We start from the raw sequence: 25,485 nt of genomic DNA, 5'->3' as shown, positions 1-25,485 counted from the left end.
GATTTCCCCTGCGGCTCCTGGTTAGCTGGCCGGTGCCGCCGGGACGGGGCAGGTGTCGCTGATACGCTTAGCGCTCGTCGTGGCCCGGCCGCTGAGCGGCAGGCCGGCATAAGTCGTGCTGATGTCGGCGATCATGGTGAAGCTGCTGGGCGAATAGGTTCCCGTGGCCTGAAGCGCCGCCTTGCTGCCATTCTTGGTCGCGCATTGGCCTTTCAGGGTGATCTTGCCGTCCTTGAAGACCCGCGTCGGGTAGTCGCATTTGTAGTGGCGGTTGGACGGCCCCATCACGAACTTGGCGACCTCGGCCGGGGTGATGCAGCGTTTTTCCGTCTTGGTCTGGCTGATGATCGCCGAGACCTTGTTGGTCACTTCCCAGTAGCCGGGCTGGATCGTCGTGTCCTGGGCGAGCGCCGGAGCGGCCAACAGGGCGCAGACGGGGATCAGGGCGAAGGCGGTCTTGCGGATCATCTCGTACCTTTAGCTCACGGCGTTCCGGGCAGACTAGCGGCTTCAACCTGACCATAGCCTGACCGATGTGGCCCAGGCCCGTTCATCTGGGGTGACAACCCTGCCGTTCAAGCGCACTGTTAATAACGCTTCTTAACAGCAAGTCCAAATAGCAGCCGGGAAGACGCCTCGTGAAGACCCTGCAACTCGCCGATCTCGACAGCATCTATCGCCCGCCGGGCCAGCTGGTCCTCGACAAGGTGCTCGGCCATGTCGAGAAACACGGTCGCAGCTTCATCGCCCTGTCGCCGTTCTGCGTGGTCAGCTCGGCCGGGCCTGACGGCGGTCTCGACGTCTCGCCGCGCGGCGGCGAACCGGGCTTCGTGCACGTCAGCGACGACGGCAAGACGCTCTTCCTGCCCGACCGCCCCGGCAACAACCGGCTGGACAACATCCGCAACCTTCTGGCCGGGCCAGGCCGGATCGGCATGATGTTCATGATCCCGGGCTTCGACGACGTGTTCCGCGTCAATGGCGCCGCCGCCGCCACCGACGACGCCGAGCTGCTGGCCCAGTTCGTGGAGTTCGGGAAAACGCCGCGACTGATCGTGACCATCGCGGTCGAGGAGGCCTTCTTCCACTGCCCCAAGGCGATCATGCGCGCCAAGCTCTGGGAGCCTGAGGCCCAGGTCGATCGCAGCGCCCTGCCCTCAGGCGCCGAGATGGTCATGGACCAGCTGCAGATGGGCAAGCCGCCGGTCAGCGACGAGGTGATCATCGAGAGCTACAAGACGCAGCTCTAGACGGCGGGCTTCAACAGCCTCAGCGTCATGCGGTCGCTCTCGCCGATGGCCTCATAGGGCGCTCGGTCGAAGGACGGATTGGGCGCCTCGCCGCGCGGCGAGGTCAGGCGCACCGGCGGCAGGGTCCAAACCCCGAACGGGTGGTTGCGGGTGTCCTTCGGATTGGCGTTGATCTCGCTGGTCTTGTCGAGAACGAAGCCCGCCTCCTGCGCCAGGCGCACGGCGTAGGCCTGCTGCACATAGCCGTCGGCGGCCAGCACGTCCTGGACGTCGCCCGGCGCGGCGCGGTGCTCCTCGATGCCCAGCACGCCGCCGGGCTTCAGGGCGGCGAAGGCGTCGGCGAAGGCCTTCTCGACGATGCCCGCCGCCATCCAGTTGTGCAGGTTGCGCAGGAACAGCACCAGGTCGGCGCTGCCCGCCGGCGCCACCGGGCCGCTGGTGGCGCCGAAGGCGGTGATCTCGACCTCGCCATAGATTTTGGGCTTGGCCTTCAACTTGGCGCGATAGGCCTCGACGATCTCCACCGCGGCCGGATCGGTCGGCTCCAGGTCGGCGGCGATCAGCTTGCCGTCGTTGGCCGCCAGATAGGGCGCCAGGATGTCGGTGAACCAGCCGGCGCCGGGCCAGAACTCGACCACCGTCTGGCCAGGCTTCAGCCCCCAGAACTCCAGGCTCTCGACCGGGTGGCGCCAGGGATCGCGCGCCTTGTCGGCGGGCAGGCGCCAATCGCCGGCCACCGCCTGCGGGAGGCTCATGCCCTTGGCCGGGCGGCTCACCGCCGCCGCCTCGGGCGCGGTCTCGGCTTTCTTGCCGCAGGCCGCGAGCGCCAGAGCGCCCGCAAGCGCACTACGCCGCGAGACCGAAACCATCGAAATCGAAAGTGAACGCCGCATACAGATCCTAGAAACCGCCCCGGGTCGCCTAGCGTGACCCGGGACGATGGTCAAAGCATGGCCCTAGGGCTTCACGAACCGCAGGGTCATGCGGTCGCTTTCGCCGATCGCGTCGTACTTGGTGCGGTCGAAACTGGCGTCCGCCGGCTGGCCGCCCTGAGCCGAGCGACGCACCGGCGGCAGGGTCCAGACGCCGAAGGGGTGGTCCTTGGTGTCCTTCGGATTGGCGTTGATCTCCGACCTGGCCGCCAGCTTGAAGCCCGCCTTCTCAGCGGCGGCGATCACCGTGTCGGTGGCGACATAGCCGTCGCTGGCGCCGGGCAGCTGGGCGCGGGTCGGATCGGAGCGGTGCTCCTCGACCGCCAGCACGCCGCCTTTCTTGAGCACCGCGTGGAAGTCCTTGAACACCTTGTCCATCATGCCTTCCTGCCCCATCCAGTTGTGGACGTTGCGGGCGGTGATGACGACGTCGGCCGACCCCGGCGCGCCGAGCGGCTCGGACACCGGGCCAAAGCCGACATAGGCGATCTTTCCGAACTTGGCCTGGTCGGCGTACTTGCCCTCGAACTCGGCGCGGCCCTTGCGGGCGCCGTCGGACAGCTTCGGGTTCAGGATGTCGGCGACGCCGGCCACATAGGTCCCGCCGGTCGCCTTGGCGTAGGGGGCCAGGATCTCAGTCCAGTAGCCCGTACCCGGTGAAACCTCGATGATCGTCTTCTTGGGGCCGACGCTCCAGAAGGCCAGCGACTCGTAGGGATGGCGCGCGGCGTCACGGGCGACGTGTTCGGCGCTGCGTTGCGGGCCGGCGATGGCGGCCTGCAGAGCCTTGTCCTCCGCGGCCGCAGCGGGCTGGGCGATGGCGACCGTCGCGGCGAAGGCGGCGAGCAGGGCAAGCTTGCGATGGGACATCTCTGGTGGAGCCTTGTTTGTTTCCTGGACGGCCGGGAGCCTAGTTGCGGCGACGCCCCTGGCAAGCGCCTTGAGCATTCGTTTCAGGCCGGCAACGAAATTGTCGGGAAAAGGGGGACTTGAACGCGCCTCGACGCCTCCCACCTAAGCATCCGAAGGCGCTGGACATCCGGGCCTTCCGGGCAATGTGCGAGGCCGCTTTTGGCTCGCGCGCCGCCTGACCAACGCAACCTTGCTTAAGCCAAGAAGGTACCTGACATGCGCACGATCGACTTTTCCCCCCTCTACCGCTCTGTCGTCGGTTTCGACCGCCTGGCCTCGCTGCTGGAAACCGCCAGCGTCGACGCCGCGACCGGCTATCCGCCGTACAACATCGAGCGCACCGACGAGAACACCTACCGCGTCGAGATCGCGGTCGCCGGGTTCCGTCCCGAAGAACTGAACATCGAGGTCAAGGAGAACCTGCTGACCGTGACGGGCCGCAAGCCCGCCAATGACGACCAGCGCCGGTTCCTCCACCGCGGCCTGGCCGAGCGCAACTTCGAGCGCCGGTTCCAACTCGCCGACTATGTGGTGGTGACCGAAGCCGCGCTCGCCGACGGCCTGCTCTCCATCTCGCTGAAGCGCGAGCTGCCCGAAGCCCTGAAACCCCGCCGGATCGAGATCACCACCTCGGTTCAGCCCAACCTGATCGAAGGTGAGAAGGCCGCCTAACCTCCCCCCCGAGGCGGCCTTTGCCCTTCCAGGGGCGGCGCGCGACCGCGCCGCCCCTACCCCTCTCCTCCCGAACCACCACTAGGCGGCGCCCCCCGGCGCCGCCTTTCTTTTGGCCGCAACTGACAGCACGGTGTCAGCAGGCGAGGCCTACAACCGACGCCTGACCACAGCGGAGGAAACCAGATGTCCTTGAAGGGAAGCTGCCATTGCGGCGCGACGCAGTTCGAGGTGACCGAGGCGCCGGCCAGCGTCACCAGCTGCAACTGCTCATACTGCTCCAAGCGGGGCGGGCTGTGGGCCTATTACACGCCCGCGCAGTTCAAGCTGACGACCGCGCGTGACCGGGTCTCGACCTACCAGTGGGGCGGCTACTTCGGCCAACACCACTTCTGCGGAATCTGCGGCTGCACCACCTATGGCGAGAGCCCGGACTGGGTCGACTACAAGCCCGACTACGCCAACCCGAAGATCGGCGTGAACGCGCGGCTGTTCGACGACTTCGATCTGTCCGCCGTGCCGGTCGAACACGTGGACGGCAAGAACAGCTGGTAGCTCAGAACGTCCCGTGCCGCCCTTGGCCGGACACGAAGCGGGTCGCGCCCTCAAGGCCTTCGCCGGTGCGCAGGGTGGCGCGGCCAAGTTCGATCTCGCGCCGGGTCGCGGCGTCCCAGTCCAGCGACCACTGCGCGATGGCCGAGGCCCGGTCGTTGCGCAGGCAGGTCTGCGGAAAGGCCGAAAGCTGGGCGGCGAGCTCCAGCGCCACAGCCAGCGCTTCGCCACGCGGCGCCAACCGGTTCGCCAACCCGATCTCGTAGGCTTCCTTGGCCTCAACCGGCCGACCGGTGAGGATCAGGTCCATGGCGCGCGAGTGACCGATCAGGCGCGGCAGGCGCACGGTGCCGAGATCGATCAGCGGCACGCCGAACCGTCGGCAGAACACCCCGAACACCGCGCCCTCGGCCGCCACCCGCAGGTCGCACCAGGCCGCGACCTCCAGGCCGCCGGCGACGGCGTGGCCCTCCACCGCGGCGATCACCGGCTTGGAGAGCGCGAGCCGCGTACAGCCCATCGGCCCCAGGTCGCCCTCGGTGTGAACAGGATTGCCCCGCCCCTCGCTGACGCCCTTGAGATCGGCGCCGGCGCAGAACGTCCCCCCGCGCCCCTGAAGGACGGCGACGTCCAGCGCCTCGTCGGCGTCGAAGGCCTTGAAGGCGTCATAGAGCGCTTGGGCGGTGGCGCCGTCGACGGCGTTGCGGCGCTCCGGCCGCTCGATGGTGACGACGGCCGTCCGGCCGTGGATTTCGACGCTGACCATTTCCATGACGAGGCCTCCCAGGAACAGGAGGCCACGTTAGGCGAGGCGCCGCTACGTCAGACGAACTTGATTCGACGGGGCCGGGTTTCCTCCAGCCCGACCACCGCGGCCAGCTGCGCATCCTTGAAACTGGCGTCGTCCAGATAGGCGCCGGTGAAATCGGCGCCGCGCAGGTCGGCGCCATCCAGGACCGCCCCGGTCAGGTCGCAGCCCTCGGCGTGGGCGTAGCGGATCTTGGCGTGGGCGAGATAACCCGGCGTCGTCCGGTCGGCGCTGATCGGCAACGGCGCGAACACCGCGTCGCGCAGATCGGCCTTGATCAGATTGGCCTGGCTGAGCCGGATGCCGCGCAGGTCGGCGTCGGCGAAACACGCCCCGCGCAGGTCCGCGCCCTCGAGATTGGCGCCCTGCATCTGCGCGCCGGTCAGATCGACCCCGACCATGATCGCGCCCTTGGCGCTGCACGCGCTCAGCCGCAGGCCGCGCAAACGGCCGCGCAACGGTCGCAGGTCCTCGCCGTCCAGAATGGCCGGGCGGCCTTCGCGGCCGCCGGTATGGCACCACAGGTGGTTGGCCTGGATCATCGCCAGCAGTTGCGGCGCGCGCGCGATGGCCTCGGCGCTGGGCGCGGCGACGATGCCGGTCACGTCGGTGGTCGAGGAGGTCCGCGATCCGCGCAGATCCACGTCGGTCATCACCGAATAGGAAAGGTTCGCGCCCTCGAAATTCGTCCCACCCAGATCGGCTCCGTCCAGGATCACGCCGGAGAGGTTCGCGTCCTTGAAATTGGCCCGCGAGAGCTTGGCGCCCCGCATCGAACAATCGGTGAAGTCGGCGGCGAAGGCGGTGACGTCCTCCATCTGAGATTCATTGAGCGTGGCGCCGGCCAGCACCGCCGAATCCAGTTGCCCGTGCCGATGCTCATGCGACGTCGCCGACAGTCCCTTGCTGGGGTGCGGCACCGCCACCTGGCCGATGCGGAAATCGGCCTGGGTCAGGTCGGCCTGGGTCAGGTCGGCGCCGCGCAGGCAGGCGCCTCGCAGGTCGGCCCGCACCAGGCTGGCGCCGCGCAGATCGGCCTTGCGCAGGTCCGAGCCGAAGAAATTGACCCGGTCGAGCTTGGCCTTCACCAGCCGCGCGCCGTCCAGGATCGAGGCGGAGATATCGGCGTCGGACAGGTCGCGGCGCGACAGATCGCAGCCCGACATGTCGACGAAGCGGAGGGAGGCGCGCTTACCGCCCGGCTTGCCGGAAAGAAAACGCTCATGGGCCGCGACGATCATGTCGACCTCGCCCTGCGAGAGTCTTCGTCGACCGAGTAACCCGACACTGCTCACGACTGCAGTCCCTCCTGACAACACTGTGGAGCGGACCGCATAACGACGTAATGCCGACTGAACAGTTAAGCTTACCGCCCTTAGGCGACGCCTAGATCAAATGACGTCTTCAAGACCCCGGGCGCCCCACTTTTGGGCGTTGGTCAGGTTGGCCTGGCGCACCATGGCGTTGGTGAAATTGGCGCGCGAAAGGTCGGCGTCGACGAAGATGGCGTGACGGCAGTCGGCCCGCGCCAGGTCGGCGTTCTTCAGCACCGCGCCGGTCAGGTTACACGGCAAGGTGCGGTCGGCCCCCAGCAGCAACGGCCCCATCTGGGCGTCGCGCAGGTCAGCCCCGGAAAGCTTGGCGCCGATCAGGCGCGCGCCGCGCAGGTCGGCGCGTCGCAGGTTGCAGTTGCGCAGGTCCGCGCCGTCGAGTTGGGCGCCCTGGAGTTGCACGCCTTCCATGTCGAGGCCGTAGAAGACCGCGCCCTTGGCCGACAGCGCCGTCAGGTTGAAGCCGCGAATGGTCTCCAGCGCACGCAGGTCGGCGTTGTCGAACACCGACGGGGTGCCTTCGCCGCCGCCGGTCTCGCACCACTTGGCATGATCGCGGATCATGATCTTGTAGGGCAGGTCCTCGACCGACTTGCCGGAGGGCTCGTCGGTCAGCACGCCGCGCATGTCAGCCTTGCTGATGTTCCAGGCGAAGGTCTTGGCGCCCACCAAGATCACGTCGCGCATGTCGGCGCCGGCCAGGTCCGCGCCCGACAGGTCGCAGCCGGCCATGTTGGCGCCCGACATGTTGGCTTGCTTCAGGTTCGCCCGAACGAGCTTGGCGTCCTTCAAGATGGCGTCGCTGAAGTCGGCCTTGATGGCCATCACGCCCGACAGACGCGAGCGTTCCAGGTTGGCGCCGGCCAGGATCGCGCCGGACGCTTCCCCCACCCGATTGACGTGCTCCAGCACCCGCAGGCCCTTGTCGCGGTCGCCCACGGCGATGGAGCCTTCACGCAGGTCGGCTTCGAACAGGTCGGCGGCGGTGAGGTTCGCGCCCCGCAGGCACGCGCCGCGCAGGTCGGCGCGGCGCAGCGAGGCGTCGGTCATGTTGGCGTTCTGCAGATCGGCGCCGAACAGGTTGGCATGATCGAGTCGTATGCCCTGCATCTGGCAGTTGGCGAGAATCGCGCCGGTCAGATCGGCGTCGCAGAGATTCTTGCCGCGCAGGTCGAGCCCGGTCAGGTCCTTCCACGAGAACACCGCGCGGGCGCCGCCGGGCTTCGATGTCCACAGCCGGTCGTGTTTGGCGCAGATAGCGTCCAGCTCGTGCTGATCGAGCTTGCGCAACTCCTGAACGGGCGCGGGCTGAGCGGACATATCGAACCTAGGACCCCACTTGTTTCAGGGTCATCCTAGAGCCCGCCCAATTAACACGCCCTTTCCGAGACTTAGCCCGGCTATGGTAAATTTCGCTGCGGCGAGTAGTCGACATAGAGGCTGGTGGCCTCGGCCTCCAGCACCCCCAGCCGCACCTTGACGCCCGCCGCGCGCAGCCGCTCCGCCCCCTGTCCGGAGGCCAGCGCCGAGGCGTCCTCGCAGGCGATGGCCACCTCGGCGACGCCGCTGGCGGTCAGGCGTTCGGAGCAGGACGCCGCCCCAGATGAGCGTGCGCCGCACGGCTCCAAGGTGACATAGGCGACCGCCCCACGAGCCTTTTCACCAGCCTGTTCAAGGGCTTGCTCTTCGGCATGCGGCCGACCGCCCTGCGCCGTCACGCCCTCGCCGACCACCACCCCGTCCTTGACGATGACGCAGCCGACGCTCGGATTGTCGGCCGTCAAGCCAAGGTGGGTCCGCGCCAGGGCGATGGCGCGGCGCATATGGTCCTGGTCGGACGGGTCGATCATGCCGCCTGCGGCAAGGCCGTGGCGCGGGCCTCGTCGAGGTAGCGCGCGGCCACCGGCTTAAGGTTAGCGTCGAGTTCGATCAGCAGCGGATTTCCGGTCGGGATCTCGACCGCCATAATCCCCTCGGCGCTGAGGCCGTAAAGCAGCTTCACGATAGCCCGCAGCGAGTTGCCGTGGGCGGCGATCAGCAGGGTCTCGCCGGCCGCCAGATGCGGCGCGATCTCGGCGTTCCAATAGGGTTCGACCCGCTCGAGCGTGGTCTTCAGGCTCTCGGTGTCGGGCAGGACGGCGCCGGCGTAGCGACGGTCCTTGGAGAAATCGAACTCGCCACCGGCCGCGAGCGGCGGCGGCGGGGTGTCATAGGACCGGCGCCAGGTCTTCACCTGCTCCTCGCCGTGCTTGGCGGCGGTCTCGGTCTTGTTAAGTCCGGTCAGGCCGCCGTAATGGCGCTCGTTCAGCCGCCAGTCCTTGATCTCCGGCACGAAGGCCTGACCCGCGGCGCCCAGGGCCAGCCACAGGGTGCGGATCGCGCGGGTCTGGACCGAGGTGTAGGCGCGATCGATCTGCAGACCGGCGGCCTTGATCAGCTCGCCGCCCTTGCGGGCCTGGGCTTCGCCTTCCGACGTCAGATCCACGTCCACCCAGCCGGTGAAGCGGTCTTCGAGGTTCCACTGGCTCTGGCCATGGCGGAGAAGGATCAGGGTCGGCAAAGCGCTGCGCTCCTTTGGAGGGTTGCGAGCGGGCTAAGGCGCGAGGCTCCCAGCGTCAAGGTCCGCTGGCTCCCTGCGACAGCGGCGGCTATATGAGCACAGATGCGCGATCGCCTGTTCTTTCCCCTGCTCGCGGCCCTGGCGGTCGCCATGGTGGCCTTGGCCGCCGTCTGGCCGCAGGGTCTGGGCGACCGATCGCCGCCGCCTTTCGGTCACACGCCGATCCAGCAGACCGCCGCGGTCAAGGCGGCGATGCAGCGCGAGACCAAGGCCTCGGAACAACGGCTGAACGCCGCCCGCAACGCGGTCGCCGACGCTCAGACCCAGGCGATCTCGCCCACGAAATGACAGCCTCCGCCTCCAGGATGACGGGCCAATGACTGATTTTGACGCCATCGCCGTGGGCCGCCGGGTGCTGACCACCGAGGCCGACGCCCTGAAACTTCAGGCCGACACGCTCGGCGAGGCCTTCGCCAAGGCCGTCGACCTGCTGTTCGCCGCCAAGGGCCGGATCATCTGCACCGGCATCGGCAAGTCCGGCCACGTGGCCAAGAAGATCGCCGCGACCTTCGCCTCCACCGGCGCGCCGGCCTTCTTCGTCCACGCCAACGAGGCCAGCCACGGAGACCTCGGCATGATCGCCGACGGCGACGTGATCCTGGCGCTGTCGAAGTCGGGCCAGAACCAGGAACTGGCCGACATCCTGGCCTATTCCCGCCGCTTCCACATTCCGCTGATCGCCCTGACGGCGGCTCCCGACAGCCCGCTCGGCCAGGCCGCCGACGTCGTGCTGCAACTGGCCGACGCCGCCGAGGTCACCGCCGAGGTCAAGGCGCCGACCACCTCGACCACCTTGCAGATCGCGCTGGGCGACGCGCTGGCGGTTTCGCTGCTCGAGCGCCGCGGCTTCACCGCCAAGGACTTCAAGACCTTCCATCCCGGCGGCAAGCTGGGCGCGATGCTGCGCACGGTCGGCGACCTGATGCATGGCGCGGAGGAGTTGCCGCTGGTCTCGCAGAACACGCCGATGACCGAGGCGCTGCTCGTCATGACCAGCAAGGCGTTCGGCATCGTCGGCGTCACCGGTCCTGACGGCGCCCTGCAAGGGGTGATCACCGACGGCGACCTGCGCCGCCACATCGAGAGCCTGATGACCCAGACCGCCGGCGAGGTGATGACGCCGGGTCCGAAGAAGTCCGCGCCCCCCGGCATGCTGGCCTCCGAAGCGCTGGCCCTGATGAGCGATCCGCTGCCGATGGTCACGGTCCTGTTTGTCATCGACGCCGGCAAGCCGGTGGGCATTTTGCGCATCCACGACCTGATCCGCGCGGGCGTTTGACGACCTCACGAAACCGAAACTCGTCGCTCGCGTTCGCTTGGCCTTAAGGTCTCCCGACCTTTAAGAGCGAAGCTGCACTAGAGATAACGGAGTTACGATGCTGCCTGTCCCGCGCGCCGACCTCGTGCCCAACACCTTCGACTACGAGATCATGCCCCTGGTGAAGGCCACCGGCTTCCGCGAATACGACGCGCGCTGGCTGTTCGGTCCGGAGATCAACCTGCTGGGGATCGAGGCGCTGGGCCTGGGGCTCGGGACCTACATCCAGGAGCTCGGCCAGACCAAGATCGTGGTCGGCCACGACTACCGTTCCTATTCGCTCTCCATCAAGCAGGCCCTGACGGTCGGTCTGGTCGCCGCCGGCTGCGAGGTGGTCGACATCGGCCTGGCCCTCTCGCCCACCGCCTATTTCGCCCAGTTCGCGCTCGATGCGCCCTGCGTCGCCATGGTCACCGCCAGCCACAATGAGAACGGCTGGACCGGCGTGAAGATGGGCGCCCAGCGCCCGCTCACCTTCGGCCCCGTCGAGATGGGCCGCCTGAAGGAGATCGTGCTCGGCGGCCAGAGCGTCGCCAGGGCCGGCGGTTCCCTGACCCACGTCTCGGGCTTCCAGGCGACCTTCATCGCCGACGTCTCCAGCCGCACCAAGATCCAACGCCCGCTGAAGGTGGTCTGCGCCTGCGGCAACGGCACCGCCGGCGCCTTCGCGCCCCAGGCCCTGCGCAACATGGGCGTCGAGGTCATCGAGATGGACTGCGATCTCGATTGGAACTTCCCCCGCTACAACCCCAATCCCGAAGATCACGAGATGCTCATGGAGATGGCCAAGGCCGTCCGCGAGCATGGCGCCGATCTGGCCCTGGGCTTCGACGGCGACGGTGACCGCTGCGGCGTGGTGGACGACACCGGCGAGGAGATCTTCGCCGACAAGATCGGCCTGATGCTGGCCCGCGACCTGTCGCTGCTGCACAAGAACGCGACCTTCGTGGTCGATGTGAAATCGACCGGCCTATTCGCCACCGACCCGGTGCTGAAGGCCAACGGCGCCAAGACCGTCTACTGGAAGACCGGCCACAGCTACATCAAGCGCAAGACCGCCGAACTCGGTGCGCTCGCCGGCTTCGAAAAGAGCGGCCACTTCTTCTTCAACGACCCGATCGGCCGCGGCTACGACTGCGGACTGACGGCCGCCGCCGCGATCCTGGCGATGATGGACCGCAACCCGGGCAAGAAGCTCTCCGAGCTGAAGGAGGCCCTGCCGATCGCCTACACCTCGCTCACCATGTCGCCGCACTGCGCCGACGAGGAAAAGTACGGCGTGGTGGACGACGTGGTGGCCGAGTACGAGCAACTGGCCAAGGACGGCGGGACCATCCTGGGTCGCAAGATCGTCGAGGTGATCACGGTCAACGGGGTCCGTGTCGCCCTGGAAGACGGCTCCTGGGTGCTGGTCCGGGCCTCCTCCAACAAGCCGGAGATCGTCGTCGTCGTGGAGAGCACCCGCTCGGAGGACGACATGCGCGCCCTCTTCCGCGAGGAAGTGAAGCCGCGTTTGGCCAAACGCTCACAGGTCGGCGCCTACAACCAGGAAATCTGAAGCCTGCGCCCTCTCAAGGGGCGCAACTTTTGCTGCAACGCAGGATCAATGTGCCGTTCTGGACCGGCTGCGATTGCGAGGGTGATCGCAGCATGGTGAAAGACGGCGACGCGAACGGATCTAAGGGTAATTCATGCACGTCACGATGATCGGCACCGGCTATGTGGGCCTGGTGAGCGGGGCTTGCTTCGCCGATTTCGGTCACACCGTGACCTGCATCGACAAGGACGCCAGCAAGATCGAACGCCTGCGTTCAGGCGGTATTCCGATCTTTGAGCCGGGGCTCGAGCAACTGGTCGCCAGCAACGTCAAGGCCGGCCGCCTGTTCTTCGATACTGAGGCCGCCGAGGCGGTGAAGAAGGCCGACGCCGTGTTCATCGCCGTGGGCACGCCCTCGCGCCGCGGCGACGGCCACGCCGACCTCTCCTATGTCTACGCCGCCGCCGAAGAGATCGCCGGCCTGCTGGACGGCTTCACCGTGATCGTCACCAAGTCGACCGTCCCGGTCGGCACCGGCGACGAAATCGAGAAAATCATCAAGGCCAAGCGCCCCGACGCCCAGTTCGCCGTGGTCTCCAATCCGGAGTTCCTGCGCGAAGGCGCCGCCATCGAGGACTTCAAGCGCCCTGACCGCGTCGTGGTCGGCATCGAGGACGAGCGCGCCCGCCCGGTCATGACCGAGCTTTACCGGCCGCTCTATCTGAACGAGACGCCGATCGTCTTCACCGGCCGTCGCACCAGCGAACTGATCAAGTACGCCGCCAACGCCTTCCTCGCCATGAAGATCACCTTCATCAACGAGATGGCCGATCTCTGCGAAGCCGTCGGCGCCGACGTGCAGCAGGTGGCGCGCGGCATCGGCCTGGACAAGCGGATCGGCGGCAAGTTCCTGCACGCCGGCCCCGGTTATGGCGGCTCCTGCTTCCCGAAGGACACCCTGGCCCTGGTCCGCACCGCGACCGACGCCGGTTCGCCCGTTCGGTTGATCGAGACCACCGTCAAGGTCAACGACGACCGCAAGAAAGCCATGGCGCTCAAGGTTTCGGCGACCGCCGAGGACCTGAAGGGCAAGACCGTCGGGGTCCTGGGCCTCACCTTCAAGCCCAACACCGACGACATGCGCGACGCGCCCAGCCTCGATATCGTCCCGGCCCTCGAAGCCATGGGCGCCAAGGTCCAGGCGTTCGATCCCGAGGGCCTGCACGAGGCGCGGCAGTTGCTGCCCAATGTGGATTTCAAGAACGATCCCTACGAGGTCGCCACCGGCGCCGACGTCCTGGTGATCATCACCGAATGGGACCAGTTCCGCGCGCTCGATCTCGACCGCGTAAAGCTGCTGATGAACGCCCCGGTGCTCGTCGACCTGCGCAACATCTACAAGCCCGCCGACGTCCGCGCCCGAGGCTTCAAATACGCCTCGATCGGCCGAGCCTAGACCTCGTCAAGGTCCCCGCCTGTTCCTTCGAGAGAGGCGGCGGGGATCGCACGCTGCAATCCGCCGGCCCAAGCGGGCCAGGCAGAGGCGTGGATATGTCAGGAAAATGCGACCGCCCAACGCCGCTGTCGCGGCTTGCAATCTCAGGGCTTCGTCATCCGTTAGCGCAACGCTCAGCCGTCAGACTGAGGGTCCGCTGGTCAGCAGATGAATGAGCATGTTGCCGATCCACAGCGCACCGGCCCAGAAGGCGAGCGCAAGGACCGCGACAAAGGCGAGGCAAGCGACGGAGGTCAAACCCCGCATCGTCCCCCGCGATCCGCCCCCAACGGTGACGTTTCGTGGCATGTTTCGCTCCCAGTACCTTTTTTCGCTCCACACCGGTCAAGCGGCGTGAAGGAAAAGAAGCTGACACGATTTAACCATTCTGGATAGTCCTGTCGCTTCTACTTCAAATACGCATGAACTCGCCGAACGATCCCTTGCCGCGCCAACGATCTGCCTTTGCCGGAAACCTCCGCGACCGCGGATTTGATCTGCGCAATTGCAGAGCCCGCCGCCCCGGTTAGAGTCGACGCTCGCGCCAGGAACGGAGGGGTCGTCGCGTGCTGTCGCTGATCGGCATCTTCGTCGTCGTGGTGGGCTTCATGGCCCGCCTGAACCCATTGCTGGTCGTCACAGTCGCGGCCCTCGTCACCGGGCTCGCGGGCGGGATGGGGCCGGTCGAGGTCGTCGAGACCTTCGGCAAGGCGTTCAAGGAAAACCGCTATGTCAGCATCGTCTGGGTGGTGCTGCCGGTCATCGGCCTGCTGGAACGCGGCGGCCTGCAGGAGCGGGCCAAGACCCTGATCGGTAATATCCGCGCGGCCACCACCGGACGGCTGTTGCTGCTCTACTTCATCCTGCGCCAGGCCACGGCGGCGCTCGGCCTCACCTCGCTGGGCGGCCACGCCCAGATGGTCCGCCCGCTGATCGCGCCGATGGCCGAGGCCGCCGCTGAAACCCATTACGGCCCGCTGGACGATGACACCCGCCAGTCGATCCGCGCCCATACCGCGGCGGTCGACAACATCGCGCTGTTCTTCGGCGAAGATATCTTCATCGCCATCGCCTCGATCCTGCTGATCAAGGGCTTCCTGGAGCAGAACGGCATTCTGATCGAGCCGCTGCACCTGTCGATGTGGGCGATCCCCACCGCCATCTGCGCGCTGCTGATCCACGGGACCCGGCTGATGCTGCTGGACCGCCGGCTGGCGCGCATCCTGGCCGACGCCCGCCCGCCTGAGACCGGCCAATGATCGGCCTGGAGGTCCTCTATGTAATCGGCGGGGCCTTCTTCGCCGCCATCGCGGTCTTGAGCGCCCGCGACGCCAGCAATCCCAAACGCTGGAAGAACACCGCCTTCTGGGGCCTTTTCGCCGTCAGTTTCCTGTTCGGCTCGCACCTGCCGGACGTCGCGAACGGCCTGGTGGTCATCGCCATGGTGGCGATCGCCGGCTTCGGCGGCCTCGGCCAGGGCGCGCCCGCCACCACCGCCCCGGAGGAACGGCGGCAAAGCGCCGCCCAGCTGGGCGGGCGGCTGTTCCTGCCGGCCCTGGCCATCCCGGCCACCGCCCTGACCGGCACCTTCGCGTTCAAGCGCCCCGAACTGGCGGGGCTGGTCGATCCGAAACAGGCGACCCTGGTGTCGCTGATCCTCGGCGTCTTCGTGGCGCTGGCCATCGCCATGCCGATGCTGCGGGCCAAGCCGATCGTCCCGCTGCAAGAAGGCCGCCGCCTGCTGGACACCGTCGGCTGGGCCGCGGTGCTGCCGCAGATGCTGGCGGCGCTGGGCGCGGTGTTCGCCGCCGCCGGCGTCGGCGCGGCCATCGGCCAACTGGCCGGCCAGTGGCTGCCGGAGGGGAGCCAGCTCGCCGCCGTCGTGGCCTACACCTTCGGCATGGCGATCTTCACGATGATCATGGGCAACGCCTTCGCGGCCTTCCCGGTGATGACCGCCGGCATCGGCCTGCCGCTCATCGTCATGCGCTTTGGCGGCGACCCGGCGATCATGGGCGCCATCGGCATGCTGTCGGGGTTCTGCGGGACGCTGATGACCCCGATGGCCGCCAACTTCAACATCGTCCCGGCCGCATTGCTGGAACTGAAAGACCGCAACGGGGTGATCTGGGCCCAACTCCCGACCGCCCTCCTCCTGCTGCTGGCCAACACGGCGCTGATGTATGTCCTCGTCTTCCGTTTCTGAGCTCACCCCCGACCTCGCCGCCCGGTTCGCGCGGCTGGCGCTCGGCCATGTGACCCGGCCCTACCCCTACAAGCTCGACCACGTGATGACCGGCGACCACGACGTCCTGCCGCCGCGTGTGCTGCACCCGATCTTCCACGGCAGCTTCGACTGGCACTCCTGCGTCCACGGCTACTGGCTGCTGGCCCGTCTGCTGCGGCGGTTCCCAGGCGCCCCCGAGGCGGCCGAGATCCGCGCCCTGTTCGACGCCAACTTCACGCCCGACAAGGCGGCCGGCGAGCTGGCCTATCTCGCCCGTCCCGCCAGCGCCGGGTTCGAACGCCCCTATGGCTGGGCCTGGCTGCTGATGCTGGGCGCGGAGTTGGAGCGGCACGAAGAGCAGACCTGGGCGCAGGCTGTCGCCCCGCTGGCGCGCGCCTTCGCCGACCGCTTCAAGGCCTTCTTGCCCAAGGCGACCTATCCGATCCGCACCGGCACGCACTTCAACACCGCCTTCGCCCTGGCCCTGGCGGCCGAATATGCCGGTCAGGTCGGTGATCAAGAGTTCGCCCGCCTCATCGAGACCACGGCCAGAGGTTGGTATCTGGCCGACGCCGGAGCCGCCGCCTGGGAGCCCAGCGGCGATGATTTCTTGTCGCCGACCCTGGTGGAGGCCGAGTGCCTGCGCCGCGTCCTGCCGACCGCCGACTTTCGGCTATGGTTCGGAAAATTCCTGCCGCAGGCCGCAGAGCGACTGCCTGCCAGCCTGTTCACCCCGGCCAGCGTCAGCGACCGGACCGACGGCAAGATCGCCCATCTCGACGGCCTGAACCTCAGCCGCGCCTGGTGCTGGCGCGCCATCGCCGGGACCTTGGCCCTGGGCGACCCGGCCCGCAGCGTCGCACTGGCGAGCGCCGAGCAGCATCTGGCGGCCGGCCTGGAGCACGTCGCCGGCGACTATATGGGCGAGCACTGGCTGGCGACTTTCGCCCTGCTGGCGCTGGAAGCCTAGGAGGGCCCCCACCGCTCGTCATCCTCCGGTCGTCTGAAAGACGATCCGGGCGACCCAAGCTGAGTCGCAAAGCTGGCCAGGCCGTTTGGGTCCCCCGGATCAGCCTGCGGCTGACCGGAGGATGACGAGAGAGGGGATAGCGAGGCGCTAGGCGGCGCTAGCCACGTACCGGTCGATCTGCGCCAGATGCGCGGCGATCTCGTCGGGGCCCAGGAACGAGCCGGTGAAGCTGTTGCGGGCCAGGGTCACCAGTTCGTCCCGGCTGAGGTCCAGCGCCTGGGCTGTCTCGACCCAGTTCTGGCCCAGATAGCCGCCGAAATAGGCCGGGTCGTCGGAGTTGATCGTGGCTCGCAGCCCCAGCCCAAGCATCTTGCGCAGCGGATGGGCGGTCAGGTCGTCGACCACGCAGAGCTTGAGGTTCGAGAGCGGGCAGACGGTCAGCGTCATCCCCTCGCGCGCCAGCCGCTCGGTCAGGGCGTCGTCCTCCAGGGCGCGATTGCCGTGATCGATGCGGTCGACCTCCAGCATGTCCAGCGCCTGATAGACATAGTCCGGCGGCCCCTCTTCACCCGCATGGGCGACGGTCTTCAGGCCCTTGGCGCGCGCCGCGGCGAAGACCCGGGCGAACTTGGCGGGCGGATGGCCGACCTCCGAGGAGTCCAGCCCCACCCCAACGATGCGGTCCAGATAGGGCTCAGCCTGTTTCAGGGTCTCGAAGGCGTCTTCTTCCGAAAGGTGGCGCAGGAAACAGAGGATCAGCTTCGAGGTGACCTCCAACTCCGCCTCGGCCTGCGCCATCGCGGCCAGCAGTCCGTCCGCCACCACCGCGAAGGGAACGCCGCGCTCAGTGTGGGTCTGCGGGTCGAAGAAGATCTCGGCATGACGCGCGCCATCGGCGGCGATACGCCGGAAATAGGCCATGGCCAGGTCGTGGAAGTCCTGCTGGGTCAGCAGCACCCGCGCGCCCTGGTAATAGATGTCCAGGAAGTCCTGCAGGTTCGAGAACGCATAGGCCGCCCGCACCGCCTCGACGTCGGCGAACGGCAGCTCCACCCCGTTGCGGCGGGCGAATTCGAACATCTGCTCGGGCTCGAGACTGCCCTCGATGTGCAGGTGCAGTTCGGCCTTGGGCAATCCGCGGATGAAGTCGGTGAGCTGGTCCACGACCTAGGCCGCCGCCTTCTTCACGGCGCCGACGATGTCCTTGACCACCTGGCTGACCAGCTTCTCGTCGTCGCCCTCGGCCATCACTCGGATCAGCGGTTCGGTGCCCGAGGCGCGGACCACGATGCGGCCGGTCCCGTTCAGGCGATGCTCGGCCTGCGCGATCACGTCCTTGACCTGCTCGGTCTCCAGCGGCTTACCGCCGGCGAAGCGCACGTTCTCCAACAGTTGCGGCACCGGCACGAACTGACGGGCCAGCAGGCTCATCGGTTGGCCGGAATCCTTCAGCACCGCCAGCACCTGCAAAGCCGCCAGCAGGCCGTCGCCCGTGGTCGAATAGTCGGACATGATCATGTGGCCGGACTGCTCGCCGCCCAGGTTGAAGCCGCCCTCGCGCATGCGGGCCATCACATAGCGGTCGCCGACCTTGGTGCGTTCCAGCTTCAGGTCCCGCGCCGCCAGGAAGCGTTCCAGGCCAAGGTTCGACATCACGGTCGCCACCACGCCGCCGCCGGTCAGTTGATTGTTGCGCGCCCAGGCGTCGGCGATGATCGCCATGATCTGGTCGCCGTCGACCACGTGGCCCTTCTCGTCGCAGATCAGCAGCCGGTCGGCGTCGCCGTCCAGGGCGATCCCGAGATCGGCGCGATACTCCTTCACCGCCCGCACCATGGCGTCGGGATGGGTGGAGCCGCATTCCTCGTTGATGTTGGTGCCGTCGGGATCAACACCGATCTTGATGACCTCGGCGCCCAGTTCGTAGAGCACCACCGGCGCCACCTTGTAGGCCGCGCCGTTCGCGCAATCGATCACCACCCGCAGGCCGGCCAGGCTGAGGCGGCGCGGGAAGGTGGCCTTGGCGATCTCGACGTAACGAGCCTGGGAATCATCCACCCGCGCCACGCGGCCCAGCATGGTCGGTTCGGCCAGGCCGTCGGCCAGACCCTGATCCATCAGCGCCTCGATCTCCAGCTCCCGGGCGTCCGACAGCTTGTAGCCGTCAGGGCCGAACAGCTTGATGCCGTTGTCGACATAGGCGTTGTGCGAGGCCGAGATCATCACGCCCAGGTCGGCGCGCAGCGAACGGGTCATCATCGCCACGCCCGGAGTCGGCATGGGCCCCAGCAGGCGCACGTCCATGCCCACGCTGGCGAAACCCGCCACCAGGGCCGGTTCGACCATGTAGCCGGACAGCCGGGTGTCCTTGCCGATCACCACCATGTGGCGGCGGTCGTCCTGCGACATGAACAGCTTGCCCGCCGCCAGGCCGACCCGCAGGGCCACCTCGGCGGTCATCGGGTGGCTGTTGGCCTGGCCGCGGATGCCGTCGGTTCCGAAATAGGCGCGCTTGGTCATTCGGGTTCTCGAAACGAAACGAAACTCAGATTTAATCGACGCCGCGTTTGCGAATGCTAAAGGCGGCTCAGGATTATCACGTCTTCCTGCGCCAAAAGGAACTCCGGGTCATGTGCGGCATCATCGGCATCGTCGGAACGGCCCCGGTCCAGGATCGGTTGATCGAGAGCCTGAGACGGCTGGAATATCGCGGCTATGACAGCGCCGGCATCGCCGGCGTGGTCGGCGGCAAGGTCGAGCGCCGCCGCGCCAAGGGTAAAATCCGGGCGCTGGAAGACGTCCTGGCGGAAACACCGCTGACCGCGACGGTGGGCATCGGCCACACCCGCTGGGCCACGCACGGCGCGCCGTCGGTGCCCAACGCCCACCCCCATCAGGCCGGCAAGGTGACGCTGGTCCACAACGGCATCATCGAGAACTTCGCCGAACTGCGCCACGAACTGGAAGCCGCCGGCCGGGTCTTCGAAAGCGAAACCGACACCGAGGTCATCGCCCAACTGCTCGATTCAGAGCTCGCCACCGGTCTGGAGCCGCTGGCCGCCCTGAAGGCCACCCTGGACCGGCTGACCGGCGCCTATGCGCTCGGCGTGCTGATCGAGGGCGAAGAGAACCTGGTCATGGGCGCCCGCCGCGGCAGCCCGCTGGTCGTCGGCTATGGCGACGGCGAGATGTTCATCGGCTCCGACGCCCTGGCGGTCGGCCCGTTCACCAACAAGATCGCCTATCTGGACGAGGGCGATTACGTCGCCATCGACCACACCAGCGCCCGCATCTTCGATGAAAACGGCAAGCCGGCCGAGCGCAAGGTCCAGATCGTCTCGGCCTCGGCCGCCCTGGTCGAGAAGGGCAACTACCGGCATTTCATGGAAAAGGAGATCCATGACCAGCCGGACGCCTGCCAGCACACGCTTTCGGCCTATCTGGACCCGGTGTCCGGCAAGGCGACCGCGCCCGGCGGCGTCGACTTCGCCAAGATCGACCGGCTGCAGATCGTCGCCTGCGGCACCGCCTATTACGCCGGCCTGATCAGCCGCTACCTGTTCGAGAGCCTCGCCCGCCTGCCGGTGGACATCGATGTGGCCTCCGAGTTCCGCTATCGCGAGCCGCCGGTGTCGCCAAACACCCTGGCCATCATGGTTTCGCAGTCGGGGGAGACGGCCGACACCCTGGCCTCGCTGCGCTGGTGCAAGTCCCAGGGGCTGACGACAGCCGCCGTGGTCAATGTCCACCAATCGACCATGGCCCGCGAAGCCGACCTGTTGTTCCCCACCCATGCGGGTCCCGAGATCGGCGTCGCCTCGACCAAGGCCTTCACCAGCCAGGTGGCGGCGCTGAGCGCCCTGGCCATCGCCGCGGCCGCCGCGCGCGGCCACATCGACGCGGCCGAAGAGGCCCGGCTGTCAAAACTGTTGCTGGAAGCCCCGCGCCTGATCGCCGAATCCATCAAGGCCGAGGAAGCGATCCGCGCCCTGGCGCCCGAGCTCGCCAAGGCCCGGGACGTGCTCTATTTCGGCCGCGGCGCGATGTCGGCCCTGGCCCTCGAGGGCGCGCTGAAGCTCAAGGAGATCAGCTACATCCACGCCGAAGGCTACGCCGCCGGCGAGCTGAAGCACGGGCCGATCGCCCTGATCGACGAAGCCACCCCGGTCATCGTCATCGCCCCGTACGGCGGCCTCTTCGAGAAGACCATGTCGAACATGAGCGAGGTGATGGCCCGGGGCGGCCCCATCCTGCTGATCACCGACGAGGAAGGCGCCAAGCATGCGCCCAAGGGCGTCAAGGTGATCGTGGCGCCGACCTGCGACCCGTTGGTCGCGCCGCTGGTCTTCTCCGCGCCCATCCAGTTGCTGGCCTATTACGTGGCCGTCCAGAAAGGCGCGGATGTCGACCAGCCGCGTAACCTGGCCAAGTCGGTGACCGTCGAGTAGCGGCCTACTTCGTGGCTGGCGGAGTCGCCGCCATCGAGTTGGTGGCGGGCGGCGTGGCGGCCATCGAACCTTCGGCCGGAGGCGTCGCGGCCATCGAGCCGGTAGCCGGCGGAGCAGCGGTCATCGCGTCGGCGGGCGGGGTTGCGGCCATGCTGTCGGCCGGCGCGGTCGCGGCGGCGTCAGCGGCGGCCGCATCGGCGGCGGGGGCTTCGGTCTTCTTGCTGCAGGCCGAGAGCGAGACGGCGAGAGCCGAAGCCGCGACCAGCGCGGAAATTGTACGAATTTTCATGGAGTGCCCTTCTACGTTTGCGGGGGACGTCTCCTGAACCCTTCACGGTCTCGTGAGTTCCGATGACCGATCACAATTCAGGCGGGAAACCCCATTGGCGGCCGAATCGACGGCGGTTTGTGGGGTCACCCGGGCGTAACGGTGGATTTCGAAAGCTCCGTCGTCTAGTCGGGGACTGAACGGGAGGGCTGAATGACCAAACGTGTGCGTAAAGCGGTGCTGCCGGTCGCGGGGCTAGGCACTCGCGTCCTGCCCGTCGCCCGGGCGACGCCGAAGAACCTGCTCAACGTGTTCGACCGCCCCATCCTCTCCTATGTGGTCGAGGAAGCGCGCGCGGCGGGCATCGAACATTTCATCTTCATCACCAGCCGTGGCCAAGGCGCCATCGAGGACTATTTCGACGGCAACCCCGAGATCGAGGGGGCGCTGGAGGCCAAGGGCAAGACCGACGTTCTGGCCGAAGTCCGTCGCGATATCCTGCCCCCGGGCTCCATGAGTTTCATACGCCAGATGGCCCCGTTGGGTCTTGGCCACGCGGTCTGGTGCGCGCGCGAGTTGATCGGCGACGAGCCTTTCGCGGTGATCTTGCCCGACATGCTGATGGCCGCGAAAACCCCGGCCATGGCCCAGACCGTCGCGGCCTATGAGAAGGTCGGCGGCAACATCGTGGTGGTCGAGTCCGTGCCCGACAGCGAGACCCACAAGTACGGGATCGTGGCGCTCGACGGACAGGACGGCCGGATCAGCAAGATGACCGGGATGGTCGAGAAGCCCGCCCAGGGAACCGCCCCGTCGAACCTGATCATTTCGGGCCGCTACATCCTGCAGCCGGAAATCTTCCCGTTGCTGGAGCGCCAAGGCAAAGGCGCCGGCGGCGAGATCCAGCTCACCGACTCGATGATCGAGCTGATGAAGTCCCAGGACTTCCACGCCCTCGAATACGAGGGGACCACCTATGACTGCGGCGACAAGATCGGCCTGCTGAAGGCCAATATCGCCTTCGCGCTGGATCGCCCCGAGTTCGCCGACGCCGCCCGCGCGGCGATCAAGGACCTGCTCTAGGAGCTCCCATGCGCCTCTTAGTCTACGGTTACGGCTTCGCGGGCCGCGCCCTGGCGACGCGCCTGGCGGCCAAGGGCTGGAGCATCTCGGCGACCTATCTCGACGAGGCGACCGCCGCCCAGATGGCCGCCGACGGGATCGATCCGGTTCCCGCCCTCGACAAGGAGGCGGTGGCCGCCCGACTGGCCGACACCCAGGCGATCCTGATCACCACGCCGCCCGGTCCCGAGGGCTGCCCCGCGTTGCAGGTGCTGGTCCCGGCGCTGGCCACGGCTGGCGCCTTCCCTGACTGGATCGGCTACCTCTCGACCACCGGCGTCTATGGCGACCGGCGCGGGGGCTGGGTGTTCGAAGACAGCCGCCTGGCCGCCCAGTCGCTGGAAGGCGCGCGGCGCGTGGCCGCCGAGCGCGACTGGCTGGAGGTTGGCCGCGGCATGGGCCTGACGGTCACCATCCACCGCCTGCCCGGCATTTACGGCCCTGGCCGCTCGGCCTTCGACCGCCTGCGGGCCGGCCGGGCCCGGCGCGTCGCAGCGCCGGAACATCTGTTCAGCCGTATTCACGTCGATGATCTCGCCGCCGGGCTTGAGGCCTCGATCGCCAAGCCCCGGGCCGGCGGGATCTACAATCTCTGCGACGACGAGCCGGCGTCCAACAGCGACGTGTTCGCCCATGCCGCCGGCCTGATCGGCCTGCCGGTCCCGCCCGAGGAGCCTCTCGACCTGGAGGCCCTGCCGCCCCAGGCGCGGCGCTTCTACACCGAGACCAAGCGGGTCTCGAACGCCAGGGCCAAGGCCGAACTCGGCTGGCGCCCGGCCTATCCGACCTACCGCGAAGGCCTCGCCGCGATCCTGGCGGGCGAGCGTTGAACCTAAATCCCTCTCCCTCGGGAGAGGAGAAACGACCTCAGCTGAGATAGCTCAGCGCCAGCCCGCCCACCGCGCAGGCCAGCAGGGTCGGCCCCATGCCGACCTTGAACCGCAGCATAGCGACCATCGCCGCCAGGGTCAGCAACGCCGGTCGCCAGTCCAGGCTGAGCAGGTTGGGCACATCGGGTCCGACGCCGAAGACCGTGACCTGGCTCACCTTGCCGAACAACACGTGCAAGCCAAACCACAGGGCCAGATTGGCGATCACCCCGACCACCGCCGCGGTGATCGCCGCCAGCGCCGCAGCGGCGGCGCGATGGCCGCGCAGGGCCTCGACATAGGGCGCGCCCAGGAAGATCCACAGGAAGCACGGCGCGAAGGTCACCCAGGTGGTCAGCAGCGCCCCCAGCGCCCCGGCCAGCAGCGGGTGCAGGCCGCCGGCCTCGCGATAGGCCGCCAGGAAGCCCACGAACTGCAGCACCATGATCAGCGGACCCGGCGTGGTCTCGGCCAACCCCAGGCCATCGGCCATCTCTCCGGGCTTCAGCCAGCCGAAGCCCTCGACCGCCGCCTGGGCCACATAGGCCAGCACCGCATAGGCGCCGCCGAAGGTCACCACCCCCATGGTCGAGAAGAACCCGGCGAGCTTGGTCCAGACGCTGGCGTCCCCGAACATCAGGTAGAGGATGGCCACCGGGGCCAGCCACACCGGCAGCCAGATCGCCAGCACCCGCAAGGCCCGCCCGCGCGAGGGCGTCAGGTGGCTGGCGCCGCCGGCTTCGATGATCTGATCGACCAATCCCGGCCGCTCGTCCTTGATCTCATCGCCATGGCCGCCGGCCGAGACCAGCTGGGGCGCAAACCACCCGAGCAGGCCCGCCGCCAGGATGATCAGGGGAAAGGGGATGTTCAGCACATAGAGGCCCGCGAAGGCCGCCGCGGCGATCGCCACCGAGGCCGGGGTCTTCAAGGCCCGGCGCCCGACCCGCAGCACCGCCTCGACCACCACCGCCAGGACGGCGGACTTCACGCCGAGGAACAGGGCCGCGACGATCGGGGTGGTTCCGTAAAGGACATAGGCGATGCTGAGCGCCAGCATCACCGCCGCACCCGGCAGCACGAAGAAGATCCCCGCGACCAGACCGCCGGCCGTCCGGTGCATCAGCCAGCCGATATAGGTGGCCAGTTGCTGGGCCTCAGGCCCCGGCAGCAACATGCAGTAGTTCAGGGCGTGCAGGAATCGGCGCTCGCCGATCCAGCCGCGTTCCTCGACCAACATCTTGTGCATCAGGGCGATCTGCCCGGCCGGGCCGCCAAAGCTCAGAACCCCGATCCGCGCCCAGACCCGCGCCGCCTCCCAGAAGCTGGGCAAGGTGGCTGGGGTCATGCGGGGCCGGCGACCACGTCGTCCAGGGCCGCGAGCAGGCGGGCGATGTCCTGCGGGCGCGACAGCCGGTGATCCCCGTCCTTGATCAGGGTGAAGACCACGTCCTGGCTGCGCATCGCCTGGGCCAGCTCCAGGGCGTGCCGCCAAGGCACGTCGGGGTCGGCGCCGCCTTGCAGGATACGCACGGGCGCCTCGACGTTCACCGGCCCCGGCAGGATCGACCAGCGCGCGCCGTCCTCCAGCAGCTCCCGGGTGATCGGATAGGGGTCGCCATAGTCGGACGGCCGGAGCCAGACGCCCGTCGCGTCCAGTTCGGCGCGGTCGGCGGCGGTCATCTCCGGCGCCATCAGCTTCTCGGTGAAGTCCGGCGCGGGCGCGATCAGCACCAGGGCCTTGAGGCGCTCGCCCATCGCCGGGGCCGCCAGGCAGGAAATCCAGCCGCCCATCGACGAGCCGACCAGCACAACCTCGCCCGTGGCGAGCTCGGTCAGGACCGCCAGGGCGTCCCCGCGCCAGCGGGTGATCGTGCCCTCGGCGAAGTCGCCGGACGACTCTCCATGGCCGAAATAGTCAAAGCGGACATAGGCTTGGCCGCGCGTCAGCGCCCAATCGGCCAGGGCCTGGGCCTTGGTCCCGGCCATGTCGGACCGGAAGCCGCCCAGCCAGACCACGGTCGGCCCGGCGCCGTCCACGCGCCGCCAGGCGATCCTCGCTCCGTCCGGCCGTTCCAGAAAACCCGTTGTCTCGCCCATGACCGCCCTCATAACGCGAGGATGTGACATCGTCAGCACGCCATCGGGGTTTAC

At 67.9% G+C, this 25,485-nt stretch carries 26 protein-coding genes; 13 read left to right on the top strand and 13 right to left on the bottom strand.

Annotation, left to right across the window (positions count from 1 at the left end; genetic code table 11):
• Window positions 1–21: 21 nt before the first annotated feature.
• Entirely contained in the window at window positions 22–468 is a 447-nt protein-coding gene (locus ASE02_RS03895) for a DUF3617 family protein (protein WP_056731356.1), read from the bottom strand.
• Between the two features lie 170 nt (window positions 469–638).
• Here ASE02_RS03895 and ASE02_RS03890 point away from each other — a divergent pair, with 170 nt between their 5' ends.
• Entirely contained in the window at window positions 639–1,250 is a 612-nt protein-coding gene (locus ASE02_RS03890) for an MSMEG_1061 family FMN-dependent PPOX-type flavoprotein (protein ID WP_056731354.1), read from the top strand.
• Here ASE02_RS03890 and ASE02_RS03885 read toward each other — a convergent pair.
• A complete protein-coding gene (locus tag ASE02_RS03885) occupies window positions 1,247–2,143 on the bottom strand; it encodes a class I SAM-dependent methyltransferase (protein WP_369818517.1) in 897 nt (298 codons plus the stop codon). The genes ASE02_RS03890 and ASE02_RS03885 overlap by 4 nt on opposite strands.
• A gap of 63 nt (window positions 2,144–2,206) precedes the next feature.
• Window positions 2,207–3,052: a class I SAM-dependent methyltransferase gene (locus tag ASE02_RS03880; RefSeq protein WP_056731352.1), complete on the bottom strand. Its 846-nt coding sequence runs from the start codon at window positions 3,050–3,052 to the stop codon at window positions 2,207–2,209.
• A 258-nt stretch (window positions 3,053–3,310) separates the two neighbouring features.
• On the opposite strand from ASE02_RS03880, the gene ASE02_RS03875 reads away from it, so the two are divergent.
• Both ASE02_RS03875 and ASE02_RS03870 read left to right on the top strand, forming a co-directional pair.
• On the top strand, window positions 3,311–3,766 hold the full coding sequence (locus ASE02_RS03875; RefSeq protein WP_056731350.1) for an Hsp20 family protein: 456 nt from the start codon (window positions 3,311–3,313) through the stop codon (window positions 3,764–3,766).
• A 186-nt stretch (window positions 3,767–3,952) separates the two neighbouring features.
• Window positions 3,953–4,321: a GFA family protein gene (locus ASE02_RS03870; RefSeq protein WP_056731348.1), complete on the top strand. Its 369-nt coding sequence runs from the start codon at window positions 3,953–3,955 to the stop codon at window positions 4,319–4,321.
• Between the two features lies 1 nt (window position 4,322).
• Here the strand turns inward: ASE02_RS03870 and ASE02_RS03865 are convergent, their stop codons facing one another.
• From ASE02_RS03865 to gpmA, 5 genes are all read right to left on the bottom strand, one after another.
• Entirely contained in the window at window positions 4,323–5,090 is a 768-nt protein-coding gene (locus tag ASE02_RS03865) for a crotonase/enoyl-CoA hydratase family protein (protein ID WP_056731345.1), read from the bottom strand.
• Window positions 5,091–5,140: 50 nt separating this feature from the next.
• Entirely contained in the window at window positions 5,141–6,367 is a 1,227-nt protein-coding gene (locus ASE02_RS03860; RefSeq protein ID WP_056731343.1) for a pentapeptide repeat-containing protein, read from the bottom strand.
• 150 nt (window positions 6,368–6,517) lie between these two features.
• On the bottom strand, window positions 6,518–7,777 hold the full coding sequence (locus ASE02_RS03855) for a pentapeptide repeat-containing protein (RefSeq protein ID WP_056731341.1): 1,260 nt from the start codon (window positions 7,775–7,777) through the stop codon (window positions 6,518–6,520).
• A gap of 80 nt (window positions 7,778–7,857) precedes the next feature.
• Window positions 7,858–8,307 carry a bifunctional diaminohydroxyphosphoribosylaminopyrimidine deaminase/5-amino-6-(5-phosphoribosylamino)uracil reductase RibD gene (locus ASE02_RS03850; protein ID WP_235536604.1) on the bottom strand — a complete coding sequence of 150 codons (450 nt, stop codon included), beginning with the start codon at window positions 8,305–8,307 and terminating at the stop codon, window positions 7,858–7,860.
• Window positions 8,304–9,017 (bottom strand): 2,3-diphosphoglycerate-dependent phosphoglycerate mutase, encoded by a 714-nt coding sequence (gpmA, locus tag ASE02_RS03845; RefSeq protein WP_056731339.1) that lies wholly within the window; start codon window positions 9,015–9,017, stop codon window positions 8,304–8,306. The genes ASE02_RS03850 and gpmA overlap by 4 nt, the downstream gene beginning before the upstream one ends.
• A 102-nt stretch (window positions 9,018–9,119) precedes the next feature.
• On the opposite strand from gpmA, the gene ASE02_RS03840 reads away from it, so the two are divergent.
• The 7 genes from ASE02_RS03840 (at window position 9,120) to ASE02_RS03810 (ending at window position 16,624) form a co-directional block, all read left to right on the top strand.
• A complete protein-coding gene (locus ASE02_RS03840; protein ID WP_056731337.1) occupies window positions 9,120–9,365 on the top strand; it encodes a hypothetical protein in 246 nt (81 codons plus the stop codon).
• A 28-nt stretch (window positions 9,366–9,393) separates the two neighbouring features.
• Window positions 9,394–10,356, top strand: a complete 963-nt coding sequence (locus tag ASE02_RS03835; protein WP_056731335.1) for an SIS domain-containing protein — start codon at window positions 9,394–9,396, stop codon at window positions 10,354–10,356.
• A 97-nt stretch (window positions 10,357–10,453) separates the two neighbouring features.
• Window positions 10,454–11,953 carry a phosphomannomutase/phosphoglucomutase gene (locus tag ASE02_RS03830; protein ID WP_056731333.1) on the top strand — a complete coding sequence of 500 codons (1,500 nt, stop codon included), beginning with the start codon at window positions 10,454–10,456 and terminating at the stop codon, window positions 11,951–11,953.
• 133 nt (window positions 11,954–12,086) lie between these two features.
• Window positions 12,087–13,388, top strand: coding sequence for a UDP-glucose/GDP-mannose dehydrogenase family protein (locus ASE02_RS03825; protein ID WP_056731331.1), 1,302 nt, complete (start codon window positions 12,087–12,089; stop codon window positions 13,386–13,388).
• Window positions 13,389–13,993: 605 nt separating this feature from the next.
• The gene (locus tag ASE02_RS03820) at window positions 13,994–14,686 is read left to right on the top strand and encodes a DUF969 domain-containing protein (protein WP_056731329.1); all 693 of its coding nucleotides are present in this window, start codon (window positions 13,994–13,996) and stop codon (window positions 14,684–14,686) included.
• The gene (locus ASE02_RS03815; RefSeq protein ID WP_056731327.1) at window positions 14,683–15,633 is read left to right on the top strand and encodes a DUF979 domain-containing protein; all 951 of its coding nucleotides are present in this window, start codon (window positions 14,683–14,685) and stop codon (window positions 15,631–15,633) included. The genes ASE02_RS03820 and ASE02_RS03815 overlap by 4 nt, the downstream gene beginning before the upstream one ends.
• On the top strand, window positions 15,611–16,624 hold the full coding sequence (locus ASE02_RS03810) for a DUF2891 domain-containing protein (protein ID WP_056731324.1): 1,014 nt from the start codon (window positions 15,611–15,613) through the stop codon (window positions 16,622–16,624). The genes ASE02_RS03815 and ASE02_RS03810 overlap by 23 nt, the downstream gene beginning before the upstream one ends.
• A gap of 147 nt (window positions 16,625–16,771) precedes the next feature.
• On the opposite strand, the gene ASE02_RS03805 is transcribed toward ASE02_RS03810, so the two are convergent.
• Together ASE02_RS03805 and glmM are read right to left on the bottom strand one after the other, a co-directional pair.
• Window positions 16,772–17,788, bottom strand: coding sequence for an adenosine deaminase (locus ASE02_RS03805; protein ID WP_056731322.1), 1,017 nt, complete (start codon window positions 17,786–17,788; stop codon window positions 16,772–16,774).
• Window positions 17,789–17,791: 3 nt separating this feature from the next.
• Complete coding sequence (gene glmM, locus ASE02_RS03800; RefSeq protein WP_056731320.1) at window positions 17,792–19,144, bottom strand: phosphoglucosamine mutase; 1,353 nt, start codon at window positions 19,142–19,144, stop codon at window positions 17,792–17,794.
• A gap of 110 nt (window positions 19,145–19,254) precedes the next feature.
• Between glmM and glmS the strand changes: the two genes are divergently transcribed.
• Window positions 19,255–21,072: a glutamine--fructose-6-phosphate transaminase (isomerizing) gene (glmS, locus tag ASE02_RS03795; protein WP_056731381.1), complete on the top strand. Its 1,818-nt coding sequence runs from the start codon at window positions 19,255–19,257 to the stop codon at window positions 21,070–21,072.
• Between the two features lie 4 nt (window positions 21,073–21,076).
• On the opposite strand, the gene ASE02_RS03790 is transcribed toward glmS, so the two are convergent.
• Window positions 21,077–21,361 (bottom strand): hypothetical protein, encoded by a 285-nt coding sequence (locus ASE02_RS03790; protein WP_056731319.1) that lies wholly within the window; start codon window positions 21,359–21,361, stop codon window positions 21,077–21,079.
• A 192-nt stretch (window positions 21,362–21,553) separates the two neighbouring features.
• Here ASE02_RS03790 and ASE02_RS03785 point away from each other — a divergent pair, with 192 nt between their 5' ends.
• Both ASE02_RS03785 and ASE02_RS03780 read left to right on the top strand, forming a co-directional pair.
• On the top strand, window positions 21,554–22,423 hold the full coding sequence (locus ASE02_RS03785) for a UTP--glucose-1-phosphate uridylyltransferase (protein WP_056731317.1): 870 nt from the start codon (window positions 21,554–21,556) through the stop codon (window positions 22,421–22,423).
• An 8-nt stretch (window positions 22,424–22,431) separates the two neighbouring features.
• Window positions 22,432–23,292 (top strand): NAD(P)-dependent oxidoreductase, encoded by an 861-nt coding sequence (locus ASE02_RS03780; RefSeq protein ID WP_056731315.1) that lies wholly within the window; start codon window positions 22,432–22,434, stop codon window positions 23,290–23,292.
• Between the two features lie 37 nt (window positions 23,293–23,329).
• Here the strand turns inward: ASE02_RS03780 and chrA are convergent, their stop codons facing one another.
• The gene (gene chrA, locus ASE02_RS03775) at window positions 23,330–24,679 is read right to left on the bottom strand and encodes a chromate efflux transporter (RefSeq protein ID WP_056731313.1); all 1,350 of its coding nucleotides are present in this window, start codon (window positions 24,677–24,679) and stop codon (window positions 23,330–23,332) included.
• On the bottom strand, window positions 24,676–25,431 hold the full coding sequence (locus ASE02_RS03770; protein ID WP_056731311.1) for an alpha/beta fold hydrolase: 756 nt from the start codon (window positions 25,429–25,431) through the stop codon (window positions 24,676–24,678). Before ASE02_RS03770 ends, chrA begins: the two co-directional genes overlap by 4 nt.
• Window positions 25,432–25,485 lie beyond the last annotated feature (54 nt).

It is taken from the genome of Phenylobacterium sp. Root700 (assembly GCF_001429025.1).
Lineage (GTDB): Bacteria > Pseudomonadota > Alphaproteobacteria > Caulobacterales > Caulobacteraceae > Phenylobacterium.
The sequence above is the reverse complement of the archived record's forward strand: the minus strand, read 5'-3'. Positions and strand labels throughout refer to the sequence as shown.